The sequence below is a fragment of the Paenibacillus sp. FSL W8-0439 genome, assembly GCF_038008995.1.
GTDB classification, from domain to species: domain Bacteria; phylum Bacillota; class Bacilli; order Paenibacillales; family Paenibacillaceae; genus Paenibacillus; species Paenibacillus polymyxa.
Map to the genome: position 1 here is coordinate 2985954 of NZ_JBBPAK010000001.1, position 19595 is coordinate 3005548.

Annotated in this window: 13 protein-coding genes and 2 pseudogenes; all 15 read right to left on the reverse strand. The window is 43.8% G+C overall.

The genetic code is table 11. From position 1 onward, the window contains the following. Window positions 1–10: 10 nt before the first annotated feature. The 15 genes and pseudogenes from MKX36_RS12655 to MKX36_RS12725 all read right to left on the reverse strand — a co-directional run bounded on the left by MKX36_RS12655 (window position 11) and on the right by MKX36_RS12725 (window position 19590). Complete coding sequence (locus MKX36_RS12655; RefSeq protein ID WP_031461494.1) at window positions 11–1117, reverse strand: flavin monoamine oxidase family protein; 1107 nt, start codon at window positions 1115–1117, stop codon at window positions 11–13. A gap of 170 nt (window positions 1118–1287) precedes the next feature. Further along, a complete protein-coding gene (gene trxA / locus MKX36_RS12660; protein ID WP_340864818.1) occupies window positions 1288–1605 on the reverse strand; it encodes a thioredoxin in 318 nt (105 codons plus the stop codon). A 115-nt stretch (window positions 1606–1720) separates the two neighbouring features. Next, window positions 1721–2683, reverse strand: coding sequence for a zinc-binding dehydrogenase (locus MKX36_RS12665; RefSeq protein ID WP_016820854.1), 963 nt, complete (start codon window positions 2681–2683; stop codon window positions 1721–1723). Window positions 2684–3153: 470 nt separating this feature from the next. Next, window positions 3154–5214 carry a beta-galactosidase gene (locus MKX36_RS12670; protein WP_340864819.1) on the reverse strand — a complete coding sequence of 687 codons (2061 nt, stop codon included), beginning with the start codon at window positions 5212–5214 and terminating at the stop codon, window positions 3154–3156. 331 nt (window positions 5215–5545) lie between these two features. After that, window positions 5546–6634 (reverse strand): annotated as a pseudogene (locus MKX36_RS12675) (NtaA/DmoA family FMN-dependent monooxygenase); the annotation flags it as partial. Window positions 6635–6947: 313 nt separating this feature from the next. After that, on the reverse strand, window positions 6948–8477 hold the full coding sequence (locus tag MKX36_RS12680; protein WP_340864820.1) for a right-handed parallel beta-helix repeat-containing protein: 1530 nt from the start codon (window positions 8475–8477) through the stop codon (window positions 6948–6950). Between the two features lie 372 nt (window positions 8478–8849). Beyond that, window positions 8850–8960 carry a DUF6254 family protein gene (locus MKX36_RS12685; RefSeq protein WP_014599788.1) on the reverse strand — a complete coding sequence of 37 codons (111 nt, stop codon included), beginning with the start codon at window positions 8958–8960 and terminating at the stop codon, window positions 8850–8852. A gap of 102 nt (window positions 8961–9062) precedes the next feature. Then, entirely contained in the window at window positions 9063–9722 is a 660-nt protein-coding gene (locus MKX36_RS12690; RefSeq protein ID WP_340864821.1) for a nitroreductase family protein, read from the reverse strand. A gap of 270 nt (window positions 9723–9992) precedes the next feature. After that, complete coding sequence (locus MKX36_RS12695) at window positions 9993–10442, reverse strand: RrF2 family transcriptional regulator (RefSeq protein WP_016820848.1); 450 nt, start codon at window positions 10440–10442, stop codon at window positions 9993–9995. Window positions 10443–10541: 99 nt separating this feature from the next. Then, window positions 10542–11737: pseudogene (locus MKX36_RS12700) on the reverse strand (macrolide family glycosyltransferase). 325 nt (window positions 11738–12062) lie between these two features. Continuing rightward, entirely contained in the window at window positions 12063–14453 is a 2391-nt protein-coding gene (locus MKX36_RS12705; RefSeq protein ID WP_340864822.1) for a cellulase family glycosylhydrolase, read from the reverse strand. Window positions 14454–14891: 438 nt separating this feature from the next. Beyond that, on the reverse strand, window positions 14892–16040 hold the full coding sequence (locus MKX36_RS12710; protein WP_039276036.1) for a glycoside hydrolase family 88 protein: 1149 nt from the start codon (window positions 16038–16040) through the stop codon (window positions 14892–14894). Between the two features lie 102 nt (window positions 16041–16142). Further along, window positions 16143–17762, reverse strand: a complete 1620-nt coding sequence (locus tag MKX36_RS12715; RefSeq protein ID WP_340864823.1) for a glycoside hydrolase family 43 protein — start codon at window positions 17760–17762, stop codon at window positions 16143–16145. Between the two features lie 54 nt (window positions 17763–17816). Then, window positions 17817–18653 carry a carbohydrate ABC transporter permease gene (locus tag MKX36_RS12720; protein ID WP_185094019.1) on the reverse strand — a complete coding sequence of 279 codons (837 nt, stop codon included), beginning with the start codon at window positions 18651–18653 and terminating at the stop codon, window positions 17817–17819. A 1-nt stretch (window position 18654) separates the two neighbouring features. After that, entirely contained in the window at window positions 18655–19590 is a 936-nt protein-coding gene (locus MKX36_RS12725) for a carbohydrate ABC transporter permease (RefSeq protein ID WP_340864824.1), read from the reverse strand. Window positions 19591–19595: the final 5 nt, after the last annotated feature.

The window sequence follows — 19595 nt, forward strand, 5'->3', positions numbered from 1 at the left end:
ACTATCTGTACTATGCTTCATCATATCGTTCTAAAAATCTTGCTACGATTCGATCAGCTGATTGAATCGCCCCTTCCAAATGTCCTCCCTGTTGATCAGCCGTCTCAGTGCCCGTAAAAAATATGCCCTCTCCCCAAGGATCTCCGTAAACAGGGCCATAATTTGGATAGTCACGAAGTGGTTCGGCGTCTTCCTCAACAGCTGTATCGGTGTCGCTTGACCAATCTTTAAATAGTAGTGTATTTACATTCTCGGCAGCAGGCCCATAAAGTCTAGCCAATTGTTCCAACACAAGCTGCATGAGTTTATCTTCGCCCAAAATCTTCCGCTTTTTTGCCTGTAAACCAAAAAATCCAAATAGCGCACCTGTTCCTGTACCTGGTGAAGCATCATGAATTTCTTGTAAAGGGCCCACCCAACTTGATGCAAAACCGGAGAGTCCAGCTTCACGCCAAAATGGTCGGTCGTAAATGGCAATCACTTTAGCTTGACCAGCCATCCATGTTGGTTTATCAATTAAAAAAGACTTCAGTTCATAAGGAAGTTCTGGCTCGAATTTAATATTTTTTTCAACCAGCCGTGGTGGAATAGCGATAATCACTGCAGTTGTGTAAAATTGTTTTCCATTGGCTTCTAAGGAGATTGTACCGTCTTCTTCTTGATGAATCGAAGTTACACGTGTATTGAGCTGGATTGCTCCTGACGGCAAAGTAGCACTAAGCGCCTCAATCAGAGACTGTACTCCACCAACAAATCTTAGCGAGGGCTCCATTGCCCCCTCTGGCAAAAGATGCTGTTGTGGTGTTTCATGTTGGGAGCGTTCTAGGAGCATTCGTCCTTCGTTAAATTGATTAAAAGTCTCCAAACCCAGTTCTTTCGTGAGCTGAGTAATAATTTTCTCAGAGCGTGGCCAGAACCATGTGGGTCCAAGATCGAATTTTCCGAGTTCAGGATTGTCTAAAACCTCTAAAGTCAAAACTCTACCACCAATACGATCTCTCGATTCTAAAACAATGCATTCTATACCGTGAGCGGTGAGTAACGATGCTGCGCGAAGTCCACTCAAACCTGCACCAACGATGATTACCGGAGCATTTTTTTTAACTTGGTTTCTCATTGTTTCTCTCCTTCTCCATGTTTCAGCAGGGAGTCACATATGTTAAAAGATTATCTTCTTTATATGATGATATTGAGTCACTCTCAAATTGTATCCGCTACGTTGAAAGGGGCGCTCTAAGAGCAAAAAATCGACAACATTATTTCATTATAATGTTGTCGATTTTCATATCAATTAGCCAATTTAAGAATTTTGTCCTTAAGAACATTTTTTTGATTCACATCAACCATGGTATCAACGAGCTTACCATCTTTAAACAGCAACAAAGTTGGAATACTTCGAATGCCAAATTGTGAAGCTAATTCGGTTTCTTCGTCGACATTAACTTTTGCCAACGTCGCCTGTCCTTTCAGTTCATCAGCTAATTCTTCCACAATAGGAAGCTGAATTTTACAAGGCCCACACCATGGAGCCCAAAAGTCTACCAAGGTCACACCGGACTGGATTTGATTTGAAAACGTATTTTTTGTCAATGCAGTTGCTCCCATTAGAAATACCTCCAATAAATATAATTCAATCAATCATATATTATTCAATTGATTGATTGAATTATAAAACTGAAGTCTATATCTGTCAAGAATGAAGAGATTTGCGAAGGATTTATCATTTGGTCATGCTCAACACGGCACGGAATCGTGTCTTAGCCGACATCATTTTTTCATATGCTTCACTAGCTTGTTCCAACGGGAAAACTTCGATCATAGGTCGTACATCGGTCAGTACACTAAATCGAACTGCCGCATCAATTTCCTTCGATCGTCCTGTAAACGAACCCCGAACAGTATGGGGGCCCTTCAGAAAGTCCATGGCAGACAGTTCTAAACGTTCACCAGAACCGGCTACAATAATGAGCTCTCCATCTTTTCCTAACCCATCAATTAATGTGGAAATGACTTTTGCATTTGGTGCTGTAGCAAGAATAACTTTTGCTCCCCCTAGCGCTTGTAAAGCTTTAGCAGGATCTTCTTTTTCGGAATCAATATAATAATGTGCCCCAAGTTCCCGAGCAAGCTTCTCTTTATCACTACCACGAGATACTGCTATGGTCTGATACCCAGCTTTTTTTGCGTATTGTACAGCCAAGTGACCAAGTCCACCAATTCCGGAAATCGCAACGAGGTCCCCTGGTCGGGCTGAGCTATTTCGCAGTGCACTAAATGTAGTTTCTCCTGCGCACATCAAAGGAGCTGCTTCTTCAGAAGACACTTCATTAGGTATGTGGGTCAGACTATCTTCAAATGCTACCATGTATTCAGCATAGCCTCCATCCATAGTCAGGCCGGTAACATGATCATGTCCTCCATGCCATCCAATACCTACTCGTTGTCCGATTTCCCATCTGGTAGATCCAGATCCTAACTCCGTCACGATTCCGATCACTTCATGGCCTGGTATCCGCGGATATTCTGGGGAAGCACCACCAATGGCCATGGAATCACCATTACATACGCCGCACGCTTCTATACGGAGAAGTACTTGCCCTTCTTCAGGTACAGGAATAGGAATTTCAACTAATTTCATGGATTCGCCTTTAGCAGGAACTTGTATCGCTCTCATCATAGTCATAAGATTGACCTCCTTAGATTCTGTTATAGAACTTTCTTAGTATATGATAGAGTTTGATATTACTCAATTGTTTAATTGAATAATAAAATTATTTTGGTTGCATTCCGCTTATTTTTTGGGCAAAGCTGGTATAATATAAGGAACAAGATCCTGTCCTCAATATGGTTTAATAACTTTTTCCGTTGAAACAAAAAAGACGCTAAATAGCGCCTTTTCCTTGCAATAATATATGTGTAATTATTAATATATTATGAAAATAACAAAGTAAAAGGCTACAGTGCTGAAAAAATACGTACTGTTAGACCACCCGAATATCCCTCTAATGTTGCAGTCAAATCTGCATGATTAAGAAAAGCAAGTGCCTTACTATCTGTATTCACTGTTGGCTTCCATTCCCCCTTCACACTCTGGTTAACAATATGTATATGGCACTTCTCACCTCCTGATGATTTGTGGTGTGAACACGCCTATCAAACGAATAACTCTAAAATGATGACTCCATAAGGCGGCATACTAACCTCGCCTTCTATCCATGTACCAGTCAAAAGATCTTTACTCGACTTCTTCATCGTGATGATGACCGATTCACCCGAGTAATTCAGCAAAAAGAGATAAGAGGTTCCGTTTGAAGCTCGAATCCCCACTTCAACTTCACTCGGTACATCTAACCAGTCAGTAACCGGGGAAGTTAAGCCCAATTCATCTATAAGGGAATCAACTATCGGTTCGCTATAGGCAGCACCATAATACCATGCTTTTCCAAGACCGACTATGCGTCTTGTTAATGCAGGCTCACCTTTATAATATTCAGTTGAGTACGTTGCTACAATGTCCACTTCGGTTTTCTTTACGCTGAGAATTTCATTAAAACCAACGGCCTTTGTACCTAAAGGTAACCGGCTGCCCTCCCAATGCAACTCTGCTGGAAGAACGCTACTCTTGATTAAAGTGAAATCTTCAACATTTATTCCGCAAAGCTCAGCCACAGGTCCTGGGAACGGTCGCATATAGCATTGTCCGCTCGTGTTCTTATAGCCGGTACGCGCGCCAAAGAATATGGTCCCGCCTTGTTCAACATATTTTGTGAGAAGGTCAGCTGTTTCATCAGTCATGATTGCTGGATGCGGATACACAATTACCTTATACTTGGTCAAATGCTCCATGATGGTCTCCTTGCGGAGTGTAATAAGATCCGCTGGAATATGACGGTATTGAAGCTGTTTATACCAAGATCGCTGACTCTGCCACTGAAGAGGTCCATGCCATTTGTCAAACTCTCCATCCCAGATATTATCATAATCCTGCATGATGGCGATTTCGGCTTGGTATGTTGTACCCGCGATCAAGGAGCCGATCTTGGCAAATTCCTCACCGACTTGAGCTACTTCACGCACTCTGCGATTTGGTTGATTGTGATAGTCGTTAATACCATGCCAATAAATTTCGGTGCCCATTGTCGCTGTCCGCCAACGAAAGTAGACTAGTAAATCGGTTCCGTGCAATACCGACTGATACGACCACAGCCGAATTTGTCCCGGTCTAGGCGAACCCATCTCAATCCGATCAACCCATCCCCCCGGGCCAGCCTGCTGCTCCATGATGCAGAAATTCGGCGAAATAGATCGGACGTTAGATAAGTTCATACTCCATGCACGGTCTGCAAGCGGGTCTTCGTCACCCCCAGGAAATATCGTCGAAAATTGGGGATAGGAATCGTATGAAAAGAAATCTAGAAGCTTATCCGTTAACTCGTGACTATCCAGATGTCCAAAAGTTCCGTTAGTAGTGATCCAATGGTGTGGCGCAAGTTTCCGAATGATTTCCGCTTGAATCTTAGCAAAAGAAATCGCATTTGCAGATATAAAACGTTTTTCGTCCAACGCAAGATGTGGATTAGGTGAACTGTTGACCATCGTCCGTGTTAGATATATCTGTTCCCAATCGGTATAAGTCTGGCTCCAAAATATTGTCCCCCAAGCCTTATTCAAATTGTCGAGTGAGCCATACCGTCCCTTTAACCACTCCCTGAACGCAATATGGTCTGCTTTGGAATAAAACACATTCATCTCGCAGTTCAGTTCATTATCAATCTGCCAACCAATGACTGCGGGGTGATCTTTGTAAGCTTCAACCATATTCCTCACGATGATTGAGCAGAAATCTCTGTACTTCTCACTACTGTAGTTGTAGTGCCGCCGCATACCGTGCCTATATAACACGCCATCCATGTTTGCGTTCAATACCTCAGGATACTTGTGTGTTAACCAAGCTGGCGGCGTGGCAGTCGGTGTCCCTAAAATAACCTTTAATCCATATTTATGTGCCAAGTCCATTACCCTGTGAAAAAAACTGAAATCAAATCGGCCTTCTTCAGGCTCAAGCATCGCCCAGGAGAATTCTGCCATGCGAATAACCGATATGTTCATCTCCCGCATTCGACGGAAGTCATCTGCCCATAACTTCTCCGGCCAATGCTCTGGATAATAACAAACGCCTAGTGTCAATTCATCCATTTGGATTGATTTCCTCATTTAATCTACCTCCTCTTATTTCTTCATTTAACTAACAATTGTTTTTTTTGGATTGCTCTTGAATGCGCATATCTTTAGTCTGCACTGAAACTTGGTATTGGTCCTCCTTTTTTTCGATAGGCTATATTCTCTTCAAAAACTAGTTTAACAGCCTCTAATTTTAATTTCTCCAAATAGTTTTGATCGATTCCCAGTTTTCTCTACAAAAAAAACCTCTCCGGCAATAGACACAAATTTTGACCTCGATTTGATCAAGAGTTTGTACCGTTAAAACAAAAAAAGCCACAAAATAGCGACTTTTAATGTTCTCGTTCCTCGATAGTATTAGAGGTTAAATAGCTAAATGTGCCCTCAGTGTAGAACCTGCGTATTCGCTTCTGAACAAACCTCTTTCAACCAACTGCGGCATCAGTTTTTCAAAGAATATTTTCATAGATTCTTCTGAACCGCCCGGAAGAGCTATAAATCCGTCAATAGCCCCAGCCTCAAACCGCTGAATAATCTCGTTTAATACGTCATCAACCGTTCCAACGGAGACCCAATGTGCAGAACCAACGACCTCAGGTCTTGCCAATACCTCTTCCACTGTAGGCTCATACTTCGTAATATACCGGCGCAAAAGCTCAGCATGTGTCCGGCTGCGGACTGGCTGATTTGGATCGGGAAGCATATCGGCAGTTACGCAATGATCCAACTCAAAGCTGCTTAAATCAAGGCCAAGTACTGACTTGAGCGATGCATGTCTGCACTCCACACTCAAATGAGCATGTGCAGACTTATGCAATTCATGCGCTTCCTCGCGAGTTTCAGCCAAGAAAAAATACAATCCTGGCAAAACTTTGATGGCGTTCGGATCGCGTCCATATTCCTTGGCTCTTCTTCTCAGATCGGTTCGTAATTCCACGCCGGACTCAAGATCCGGCATCGCCGCAAAGATAGCATCCGCTATTGAAGAGGCAAAATTTCGCCCTGTATCTGACGCGCCTGCTTGAAATAAAGGAATGGACCCCGATGTATGGGCAGGCAAAGTAAGCGGCCCCCGGACACTGAAAAAATCACCTGAATGATGGATTGAAGTAACCTTATCCTTATCAGAAAAAATGCCTGACTCCCGATCAATCACAATTGCTTCGTTCGGGAAACTTTCCCAGAGCTTGCGTACGACGTCAGTAAATTCCATGGCTTTCGCATATCTTTCTTGCGGTGAAGGCATAGGCAAATCACCGAAATTTTCTGCCCCTTCAATCGAAGTCACGATATTCCAGCCAGCACGTCCGTTGCTGAGCCAGTGTAACGACTGAAGCTGCCTTGCGACAACATACGGCGGATTGAACGTAGTGGAAATTGTTGTCACTAATCCAATTCGCTCGGTTTCACGAGCAATCGCCGCAAACATCATTGTAGGGTCAGGACTACCAAAAATACTATCAACCTTTCTCTATAGAAAAATAATGTTGCGCCTAGGAAATGTTCCGATCAGTGTATGCTCAAGTAGGCAAAGCCAACCGAGTTAACATCCAGGACGAATGCCTCTCCATAGCAACAAGCGCTCGGTGATCATAAAGTGACCTTTCAATTAATCAATAATGATTCTCATTATCAATTATAGTGTATCAAGAACTACAAAAATTGCAAATACACAAATTATGAATGTTATATGTATAAAGACAAAAGCCCTCGAATCTAGAGGGCTTTTGGGATAAATCAGCTATTCATTTGAGTCTAGTTTTGTTTCACTCATCTGCACCGATATTCACGGCCTTCCCTTTCACGCGGGGCTCCCCGTCGATATCCTCGGTTCCGATGATGGTGTTATCCGTTGATCCTGAATCGATCGCTGGTGACGAGGGCTGCAAATGGAAGTCGCCATTCGTGGCATTCACGAATTTAGGATCGACAAACAGAGAATGCGCATCGTTACCCGTTCCCGATTTGTACGTGGCGAATCCCGTATATTCTTTATCTTTCCAGGTCCAGTTGGCTCCCGAACTGCCACCAGGTGCAAAATATAAATTATAATCAACAACATTGCCGGAATTTTGGGTATATCCATTGTAGATCAACACATCAGTCGAACTCGCTACGAAAATATTGTTCTTAATCACGTTGTTTCGTGTATCATACTGAACTAAAAGCTGGCCGCTTCCATCGTCCAATGTATCGTTCTTGTACAGCGTATTGTTCACGATCTTGCTGTTTACCGTTGAGCCACGTTCGTCATCATAGCCGCCCATAGCAATGCCGGTCAATCGGTTGTTATATATCACGTTACTGCGGACCGTAATATTGCTGGTGGCTTTGCCGGCATGCTCGGAGGCTATTTCGACACCGATGTCATTGTTATAGCTGTAGTTCTGCTCAATAATGTTGTCCTTGCCCCCATCTACATAAATGCCGCCGGCCGAGTTGTCATCGCTCTTGTAGGATGGGTTATTTCGAACCGAATTATTGTACACTCGGTTGCCCTTTACCAACCCGTTTCGCACTTGATCGTAAGCAGTATTCGGTGCGGTTCCTTCAAAGCCGATCAGATCGATTCCTATGTTGTCGTTATCGTGAATGAGGTTGCTGGTCACTGCAAAGCCGTTCACATTACCGTTTAAAACAAGCGATTCGCTGGAGCCGAGCACGAGATTGTATAGTTCATTGCCGCTGATTGTAAGGTTGTGAATCGATGCAGGAGCTTTCGTGCCATAAACAGCGATGCCGTGAGCGTCCCGTCCCAGCCGGTCCTTTCCGGTTGGGGTGGCCGTGTTTTTGATGTCGTGGATTTTGTTATCGGACAGATTGATGAAGCTCCCTGCACCGTGAACGTAAATGCCTGTAGGCACTGCGTTCTTGGAAGCTGTGGTAAAATTGCGGATTTCAAACCCCTGGATGGTAACGTAATCGACATCGGCCAATTCGATTAACCCCTCGTTCCCGCTGACCGATAGGCCTGTTCCGTCAACAATGGCGGTTTCGTTGCCATAGCTTGCGAACACGATGGGGCCTTGCGAGGCGGAGCCAGAGCGGGTGATTTTCAGTTTCTCCTTGTAAACACCGCCTCGGACATAGACCTTGCTGCCTGGAGAGACTGTGTCAGCCGCATGCTGGAGCGTTTTCCACGGCGCGTCGCTTGTTCCCGCGTTGGAATCGCTACCAATTGTCGACACATAATATTCGGTACCAGCGGCAGAGGCGGCAGGAGTCTGTAGATTACCGATTGCAAGGCCCAACCCCAAGCTTAAACCTACAAGCAAAAATTTACCGAGTTTCTTCAAGAATTTTCAACTCCCATCCTAATTTAGCTTTCGTCAAATTAACGTTATCATCAGTTTACGGCTTCTTGCAAGCGAAGAACGTCCTCTACCGTCCGTCGGTAAGCTTTCCGTAAAAGGGCCGACAGTACCCCACACGCATTGGTGAATTGCAGTGATTTTTCGCTTTGACAAAGAAAACCTAATAAAAACACCCCTGAAAATATTATGTATATTTTCAGGGGTGAATAGCTAACTTAATGCCTCCAATAACACTGACCACTGAAATAAAATATATTGGATGCCGCCTGTATGAAGGGCCTTTATGATCACACACCATGAGAAGACTGCCGATAAATTTCATCGACAGCCCTTCTTTTCCAAGTAGTATACTCCTCAATCCTGTTCGCTGGACAATTCCTTGAGCGATTTGATTTTACCATGGGGATGCTGTTCTTGCTTTCGTGACTTCCATGCAGCTTCTTTCCTTCTCTTCTGGTGAGCCATAACAGATATCCTCCTTTGGAAATTGTGAATGTATACTACTTCCTTAAGTTGTCATTTCTCGTCTCTATTCATTCATAAAATTAAATTCGTTGGGTTTTGTTTTTAGTTAGCGGGCATCTCGTTAAAGAATGTGATGTCGTCTATCGGCAGCCGAGTTGTCTGATGACCCGGTTGTGCCGCTTTACCGAGTGCAATCATCATGATTGGAATGTAGCGGTCTTTAATACCGAACGCTTGCTTAAGCTCGGCCGCATTATAGCCACCCATCGCGACCGTATCGTAGCCGTGAGCACGTGCAACCAGCATGAGCTGCTGGGATACAATACCACCATCGATATAAATGACTTTGTGAAGGCTTTCCTCTGGTAACGAAGCATACGTATGAATCGATCTTTCTACGAACGATTTAGCGGTATCTTCCGCTATATAGCCATGTTTTACTGCTTCGCCGAAGACTTCATCGAGCTTCTTATATCCTTCCGTATCACCAAGCACAACGATCATCGCTGCAGCCTCAGTAACCTGGGATTGATTATAGGCGATGGGCTGCAGTTTAGCTTTCAATTCCTCTGTTTCAATAACCAAGAAGCGCCAGGGCTGAACATTACTCGAAGAAGGTGCAAGCGACGCTTCTTTCAGAATATCCTTAATTTCCTCGTGAGATAGACGAACCGATTTGTCGTAATGACGCACAGAGCGGCGCTCGCGGATGACATCGGCGAACAAGGCGGAGCTCTGGCCAGTATGAGTTGAAGTTGACATTATGAATCCTCCTTTTAAATAAATACTGTTTTTTATTCAGCACAGTTAAATTCAGACTTTGCGGCTAGTCAGAGCTTGAATTCCTACTAAAACGAAGTACCTTGAAAAATCCAAAATATTTCCGCTTCTGCGCACAGACATAACTGTGTTCATTATCACACAGATAACCTTAAAAATTAACGCTGCGCGCGGCTTGCATTTAACTGTGGTTTATATTGCACAGTATAAAATCTAAGCAAGCCGCTGTCAACCGTCTTTTTCCAGGTCCATCTAAAGCTTGGCTTCCAGTTGGTTGGCGAGATCTGCAATTGTGTACTTGCTTAATACTCCGCGTATGCTGTCGTCCATTTCTTGAGTAATATCCTCAAGCGTAGATTTCATACATTTACCGAGCGGATGCGTGCCAGCTGTCTCGGTAATACCGAAGGAAAGCCTGCTGCCTGAACGAAATACATCATATACATCAACCAGTTGTATAGATTCTGCCGGTTTCCTAAGGTGGTACCCACCGTCACGGCCTTCCCGGGTCCCGATAAACCCTTCCTTTGCGAGAACGGAAAGTATGCGGCGCAGCAAAGAAGGCTCCGACTGAAGATATTTGGCGAGTTCAATACTTGGACAAGCTATGCTTTTGTCTTCCTGCGACAATATAACAAGCGCTTGAACAGCCAGTCCAAACCACTTTGGGTGCTGAGTCGGCGTACAATACTCCTGCTTCAACCTTTACTCTCTCCTTCCAGCTTACTCATAAGTAGTATGAGTAAATTCTACCGAATTCCCTAATATGCTGCAATAGACGAGCTTACATCCAATAGATATTTAAATATGATATTGACCTTTAAATGCAAAAATCTCATTAACAGCTTGGTGATATCCACCAGTTTTTTGAAAAGATTCTCTAATATGTGCAACAGCTTTTTTGAATGGGAGGCTTAACACATGATCTGCGGCTTCACGCAATTGATTTGCAGTCAAGCTTTCCATTTGTAACTTAATACCTGCTCCCATATTGGCGACTTGTCCTGCGATGATCGGTTGATCCGCGCTTTGCGGGATTATAATCAGCGGAAGCCCGTAATATAGACCTTCGTGGGTACTGTTCATTCCACCATGTGTAATAAATAATTTAGTGTGTTGCAAGATATCCGTTTGTGGTACATCATTTTTTACGATGAAGTTTTCAGGAACTTCCCCTAAATCGGAAACTTGGGTTCTATTCCCAATCGACATGACAATCGTATGATCCGTGTTCCCAAATGCCTCAATACAAAGCTTATAGAAGTCAATTGCTCGGTTAGACTGTACCCAATGAGATGTAAATTGGTTTTTTTCCTTGATTGCAGTAAAATCGAAGCTTTTTGCGTTAATCGTGAAGAGATGGATGGACCTACAAATTTATAAGTTTGGTCGAATGCTTCTCCATAAGGTTGAAACTCTCTTGTTGTATATACGATTGTAAGTGGTGCAGGATTACAAAACACTTCGTAAGGTGAATGGATCTCCACTCCATATTTCTCCTTTACCATTGCCGTCAGGTTTTGAAATTTATCATTTATAGGTTTAACTATATCTTTAGGAACATTAATGGAGCATTGTTCCATAATATGATTGAATGATTCTTTTGTCTGGGCGAAAGAAGTACAAGAATTGATTGCAGGAAGCTTAAGAATTTGAGCAAGTATACGTCCACAGCCAAACATGGAATCATGGATGATATAATCAAAATGCTCTCCTTTGATTTGTTCGAGAACGCTTGGAATGATGATATCTGCCGTAAGTAAAAGACCGTTAATTCTTTCCAGCAAATAATCTCTTCCACCTGAGATAAAAGCTTTTATAAATTTTTGATCGTCAAATGTTCGTACTGAAGCTCCCGTCCTCTCGATACGCTCCCGAAAGGCTTCTATAGAAAAGTACACTACCTCTTCTCCGCGCGAAATAAGCTCCTGTACAACTCCAATGGTTGGATTGATATGTCCCTCTGATCCACCATTAATAAATAAAACACGCGCCATTTCAACCGCTCCTTAGTTCATTTTCTTCAATAAAATTATCCGTTTCTGATTCTAACATGTTCTCTGAATTTCAGGGTGCTGCTTCTCCAATGAACATTGTAGCTGCTTTCTCAAGTTAATATACTTTCAATCGTCTCCGTCTCCATAACTTGTTTATTATTCTTTTAAGTTAGTAGGTTGTAAGACGACATTTGAATTGATTCGATGTATATTCTTACTCTGCAACAAAAAAAGCCGCCAAGTTGGCGGCTTTGCATACAGCAAAGACTTGTTTTCATGCTGGACACTGTTGGATAACGTTAAATACTCATGGTTTACTGGATGACTATTTGTTGGCTGAATCGCTATAAACCGTGCTTAATCTTGATGTCGCCCTAATACCATTAGGGCCTTCAATGATAATACGACCTTGTTCCGTAAGGCTGGATCCTTGCCAGTCAGTGGCCATATCCAGATAATCAAGACCCGGGCTGTTTCCTTTCCAAGACCATGCAAGATAACCTACGCCCTTTTGCTCAGCGTAACTCATAATGGTAGCCTCATCCACATCACCGCTTGTATGCTTAATACCAAATTCTCCAATCAGCAGAGCCAGGTTTTTATTCAGTACATTATCCATATTGCTCTTTACTGTGGCGGCATTTCCGCCGGCATATTCGTACATATGAATGGAGAACATCGTATTTTTAAGTGGATCTGCATTAAAGACTTCTGTTCCGTAGTCAAAAATAGATTGCGGGTACTGCCCCCATCCTGCACCGTCAACAATAATTGTATTTTTGATGCCAGCATTTCTGAGCTTAGGAATAACAGACTTATAACCTTGCGCCCAGCCTCCTCCATCCCAGGTTCCATACCATTCGTTCGCGATATTGAGGATGACGGTGCTTTCTTTCCCAATGAGTGCGCTTTTCATTTCAATCCAGTAATTAGCGATATTATCCAATACAGCAGCGCTGTCAGACCCTGTGCCATCATGGACTTCAAGAACAACGACTAATTTGTTTTGCTCTGATAATGTGATTAAATTTTGTATCGCTGACAGATCATCTTTCGTCCATTGCTGACCATCTGACAGTACGATTCTAATAGTATTCGCTCCCGTTTTCGCAATGGCAGGGATCGCTACAGACTCTTGTCCCTTATACCAGGTATAAGCGTGATTGATTCCCCTCATAACAAACGGATTTCCCTTGGCATCGTAGAGCGTTGTTCCGTTAATATAAAAACCCGTATTCTCAGTTGTAGAATTCGTCGTAACTTTTATGATATTACTTGCTGCTGAAATATTTCCTGCTGCATCCCTGGCTTTTACAGTGAAGCTGTATGCTGTATTAGCGGTAAGTCCCGTCACCGTATAACTTGTCGTGGTTGTTGAATCGACTAAAGTTGTTCCATTATACACATCGTAGCTGGTAACATCTACATCGTCTGTTGATGCGGTCCATACAAAACTTACCGAAGTATTTGTTTTGGAGTAGCTTTTCAGATTTGTTGGTGCTGTTGGTGCCGTCGTATCAGGGGTTGAGTCAACAAGCGTAAACTTCCACTTCTGCTGATCATTTCCGTTATCCGTCCATTGCTGCACATTTGCCCCGTCATTAGTATAACCCCCGATTACATCCAGCGCTTTACCGCTAGATTGTACAAGCAGCTTATAATATCCATCGCCGACGTCAATCATTTTCCATTTTTGATTAGTTAAATCGCTGTCTGTCCATTGCTGTACACTAGCACCATCTTCTGAGGAGCCTCCGGCTACTGTTAATGCTTTACCGCTGGATTGTACAAGCAATTTATAATATCCGTTGCCAACGTCAATGACTTTCCATCTCTGCCGAGCGCTGCCGCTGTCCGTCCACTGCTGCACCTTCGTTCCATCGGTAGTTGAGTCTCCTGCTTCCAGATTTTTGCCGCTATGCTGTGCCGTTAGTTTATATGTTTCACCTGAAACAATATTTGTGTTAGCTGTGGTGGTGGTAACATCAATCACATTGCTTGTATCTGACACGTTACCTGCGGCATCTCTAGCTTTCACGTAAAAGCTGTACGCCATGTTGGCTGTTAAGCCGGTAACGATGAAGGATGTCGACGCACTGGAACCTACGAGGTCTGATCCTTTGTAGATGTCGTAGCTTGAAACACCTACATTGTCTGTAGATTCCGTCCACTGCAAGCTTACTGTCGTATCCGATACAGAGGAACTGACCAGATTGGAGGGCGCTGTTGGAGGTGAGTTATCCTCCGGCTGGTCAGCTGAATGCACTTCAAATTCCCAAAGGGAATATCCATAGCTGGTAGCCCTTTCAATGCCGCTCATTTTTACATATCTAGCGTCTGTTGCTTCGAAAGATATCTTATCGACTCCTCCATCTCCAGTCGTGGTGGAATAGACGGTAGTCCAATGATCATCATCCGTCGATGTCTGAACTTGGTAAGACTTCGCGTAAGCGGCTTCCCAGTTAAGCGTAACGCCATTGATTTTGGTGGTGCTACCGAGATCTACACTTATCCACTGCGGATCTGAATATTGTGAGGACCATCTAGTTAGCGGGTCACCGTCAATCGCAAAAACAGCCGCTTTACTCGAATCTTCGACGGAGCTTGCGGTTGCCGATTGGGTAAGCCTAGCATTATCGGAAGCGCTCACATTTTTGATCGGCAACATACTCATAAGCAGTCCAAACAAAATCAAGCATGTTATGGTTTTTTTCATTCCCAAACCTCCTATTGAGCATAATATACAGCTAATTGGTTACCCCTGCTTCTCATAGATTTCAATTCCAATATCCATCCCTGAGGCATGGCAAAGTCTTCTCCTTTCCGTTCATAATTGGGACAAAAAAAAACAAACGTGGAACAACCCTTAAGTAACCGCTTTCTTTTACAACTAAAAATTTATTCGCTTTAATAGATTTTCTGTATCATTCCCAGCGATGAAATTTTATTAAAGCGACCTAAAGCATATATATTTTTGTTTTCCAGTACTATGCCTTGATGATCAAAAAGTTTTAAAATCTGTTTTCCTAACTCCATGGTATGGGTCCTAAAAGTGCAAAACAAGACAACTTTCTCTCAACAGTTGTCTTGTCTAGTTTTGTTATATTTATATAGTTGTCGATTAAACTCGATATTCTCAGGGTTGTAATCTTGTTTACCAGAAATATAAATCGCTCCCCTTGAGCTTGAACATAGCTTCTATGAAAAAATAATCGCCATAAATGATGGATTGATGATGAGTAGTGGCATGGTATGAGGCAGAGCCGTTCTTGAGGATGCAGTCACAGCCAGTCGTCCAGTCGACATGTAGCGCCTGCAGCAGTTTTATCGCTGCTCGCAAATACATATCCTTCTCATGCAACCCGACCACTTTGGCAATCTCGATCAGACCACAGGCGGCAATTGCTGCAGCCGTCGAATCCTCAAGCGCCGGTTCTTTGGGCTGTCTGAAATCGACTGGAGTAACCCCATTTTCAGGAATATTGGCGATAAAATAATGGGCAACCCTTTTGGCCGTATTCAAATACTCTTCCTTTTGCGTATGGTTATAGCTCATCATGAACCCATACAATGCCCAGCTTTGCCCCCGCGTCCATGAAGATCCTTCCTCGTACCCCTGTCCGCCATAGCTTTTTACCACTCCGCCTACAAATGGATCCAATTCGACAATATGGTTGACGGACCCATCTGCTCTCACAAAAGCATTCATGGTCATGTCTGCATGCTTCACAGCAATCTGCCGAAAACGAGGATCGCCGGTTTCTTCGGAAGCCCAGTACAAGAGCGGAATGTTCAACATGCAGTCAATGATGGCCCAGCCTCTGGTATCTTCGCCTTCTAGGTCGTTCCAGGCTCGGATGAATTCCCCTGCCAGATTGTAGCGACCTGCAAGTAGGTTTGCCGCGTGCATTGCCCGTTTGCGGGATACTGGATTCTGGGTGAGTTTAAAGTTAGCCACACTCGTGGGGAGCCACATGAAGCCTACATCATGATGCAGACCATAATAATTATGAAAGCAGGCATCCAGTTTCTGCTCAGAGATTTCAGCAACGTCCTTGTATTTCGGATTGCCCGTTGCATGATACATCTGCCACAGCATTCCCCCCCAGAATCCGTTGGTCCACCAATTTATTCCATCCGCTTCCGTACGGGTAGGATTACAGACCGATCGGTCATCATGTTCACCATCGATTGTTGTATACGGGATTTTGTTTCTTGATTTTTCGCTGAGCCAGTCCATCTTAGCGATGATTTGGTCTACGATCTCGTTAACCCAAACGGTTGTGCTATCTAAAGTAAGCATGAATTTCATCCCTTCTTTTTTCTCTAATATGAAGACAACCCCAGCCTGTCGCGAAAATAACCAAACATGGGCTTAACCATTAATGCAATTGGGCGTAACCCTCTATTTCTCTTTCTGCGGAGAAGTATGGTCTAAGAGACTTTCCAGAGGAAGATATTCAAAATAGTCAAACCAGGCCTCCTTGCTCTGCCTATCCAGATCTTGGACACAGATTCCGACAAAAGCTCCTGTAAATCCGAGTTTGCCTCCATATTCGTCTGACAGTGTGCCAAAGTCCTGTGGATTACATACGGCAGTCCACTCCTGCCCGTCAGGAGATGCATAGAATATCAAATCCCGTCCATGAATTACGGCTTTCAAATAGTATTGCTTCCAATCTACTACTGAAAGCTGCATTGTCGAAATCTCATCATATTTGCCTGCCTTAGATAGGATTACACCTAGCGTAACTCCACGGATTTCGTCGCCAGTCACTCGTAAATAGTAGTAATCTCCATCATCGTAGTAGCAAACCAAACCGGCCATTTCATAAAAGCTTTCCGGCTTAAATTCCATGCAGGTCTCCACCGAGCAATGGAAATGCTGGATTGGGCGGGCAACCATGCTTTGATCATGTAAAGACGCAAGCGATTCTCTTCCGCGTAAGCGCAAGAATCCGGGTCTGTCGGTCAGGCTAACCCATGAGGGATCGAATGGGACACGCAGACTTTGATACGCAAGGCCAATGTCCTCCCTGTCAAAGTGGTCTCTAGGTTCTTCTGCTGGAAAAGGATGGCTTGGCAGGTTCGGAGCTTCTGTCTCCAGAGCCGGTAATTTGCCGCCATGGCTCAGACGTAGCCAGCCATCTTCGGTCCATATACACTTCTGAATCGCTGTTTCCCTGCCGAGCGGATTCATTATAGAAGTGCCAGAAAAAGGCCTGGTACACAGATGGGCCATATACCATTCCCCGAGCTGCGTTTCGACCAGCGTCCCATGACCCGCCTGCTGCAATGGGTATGTTGGATCGTGCGCCGTGGTCATGAGCGGAAAATGGGGGTCAGTTTCATAAGGTCCGGTCAGATTGCGGCTGCGCGCAAGAGTTACCATGTGCTGGACCCCTGTTCCGCCCTCTGCGGTTAATAAATAGTAGAACTCTCCCCGTTTATACAGCTGGGGTCCTTCTGTAACGCCTACTGGCGTGCCCTTATAAATTTCGTGTATTGGTCCAATCAGGGATTGAGACTTTGCATCATATTCCTGCATGATAATACCTGAAAAGTTGTTGTGATTTTTTCTGAAGTCCCAACGCATATTGAGCAGCCACTTGCGTCCGTCATCGTCATGGAACAGAAATGGATCAAAACCGCTGCCATTCAGTCTTACCGGTTGGCTCCAAGGACCCTCAATGCTTTTCGAACAAATGATATAGTTATGCAGGTCCTTATACACTCTGCTGCGCGATTTTACATCCGTAAATAACAAATAAAATAAACCATCATCATAGGAAATTGCAGGCGCCCAGATTGATCCGGATGCGACATTGCCTCTTAAATTAACTTGAGAGGATTCTGTAAGAGCTCTGGCTGTCAGCCTCCAATGAATCAAGTCCCGAGAATGGTGGATTTCCACACCAGGAAACCACTCAAAAGTAGACGTAGCCATATAGTAGTCATCCCCGACTCGGATCAGAGAGGGGTCAGGATGAAAGCCAACCAGAACAGGGTTAACAATTTTGTTCATGTCTAAGGAAACCTCCTGTAGAGTAATTTGTTAAATGGAAGGAAGAAGGATTTTTCATCCTTTTGTGGCCCCTGACGAAATTCCTTTAATGAAGAACTTTTGCATAAAAACGAATGCAATAAGCACAGGAACAACGGACAAGGCGGTTCCGGCGAAAATCATATCCCATCTTGACGAAAACTCCCCGATATATCGATAAATTTCTACAACCATCGTTTTGGGTTCACCGGATGGAAGTACTAGCATTGGCAAGAGAAAATCGTTCCAGATGCCAAGCCCGTTCAATACGACCATACTAGCCGTAACCGGACCTAACAACGGAAATACAATTCTCCAGAAAATAGTGTACCTGCTACAGCCGTCAATCTCTGCTGCTTCTTCAATTTCCTTAGGAATCCCTTTTACAAAGCTTGTGTAGAGCAAACATCCGAAGCCCACAGCGCCTGCGATATAAATAAAAATGGGTCCTGCTAGACTTCCGTAAAGGCCAAGGATTTTAAGCTCTTTGAATAACGGAATCATGTAAGCCTGAAAAGGAATCATCATCCCGGCAAGAAAATAAAGGAACACGAAATGGGTCCATTTGGCGTTTCTTCTTTCAATCGCATACCCTGCCATCGGAATAATCAAGATTTGCATAACGATTGAAACAACGGTCAAGATGAAACTATTGACAATTGCTTTTGGGAACTCAGTCTCAGTCAACAAATATTTGAAATTGCCTAGATACAGTGAGGTCGGAAATGACAGAGCATCGCGCATAATTTCACCATTGCTTTTGAAGGCAGACATTAGGTTAAATAGAATCGGAAAAAAGAATACGACCGCTACTAGCAGAGTAACCACGAACAGGATCACTTCGCCTATTTTTTGGCGTGCTTGCATGCTCATATCAATACTGCACCTCCCTTTTTCGGAGAATTTTCACTTGAATAACGGTAATGATCAATATAATGACAAACAATACCATAGCAAGCGCAGTGCCGAAGCCCTGTCTCAATTCGCCAAAGCCTACCTTGTAAATAATGTAGGTCAACGTTTCAGTCGCAAAGCCGGGTCCCCCATCCGTCATAACAGCAATTTGATCGAATATTTTTAGTGCACTGATCATGGAAAGCACCATACATACGGTCATAGAACCAGCAAGCAGCGGAAAGGTAATATAACGGAACTGCTGCCAGCCATTCGCTCCATCAATGCTTGCGGCTTCAGACAAGTCTGCTGGGATTCCCTGTAGCCCTGCCAGATAGATGATCATGTAATAACCAGCACCTTTCCAGACCGTGGACAGAATGATGGACAGCATTGCGTATTGGGGGTCTCCCAACCAATCGACAGCCCAGCTTCCAAGTCCGACTGTGTCTAGGATTTTATTTACAACGCCAAAATTATAATTAAGGATCATCGCCCATACGAAGCCCATAACGATCCCGCTAAGCAAAGTGGGAAAATAAAAAATACTGCGAAATAAATTTTTGAACCACCTTATCCTATCAACCATCAGGGCCATGGCAATCGCCGCTATGTTTTCCAGAATGACTAGACTTATGGTCATGATGAGTGTGTTCTTAAGCGCATTATGAACCCGGGGACTATTCCATATCTCAACAAAATTTGCGAAGCCAATAAATCGGATATCCTCGCTTATTCCATTCCAAGAGGTAAAGCTGAGATAAACACTGCCAAGGGTAGGAACGATAACAAACAAGGTGTACAGTATCAATGATGGAAGTATAAATATTATGGCAAAGGGGTACTGCTTTTTCTTTTTTAGGTGAGCTGTCGCTGTAGCAATGCGCCCTCCTGTTGATGCTGTGGGTGCTCTCATACAAT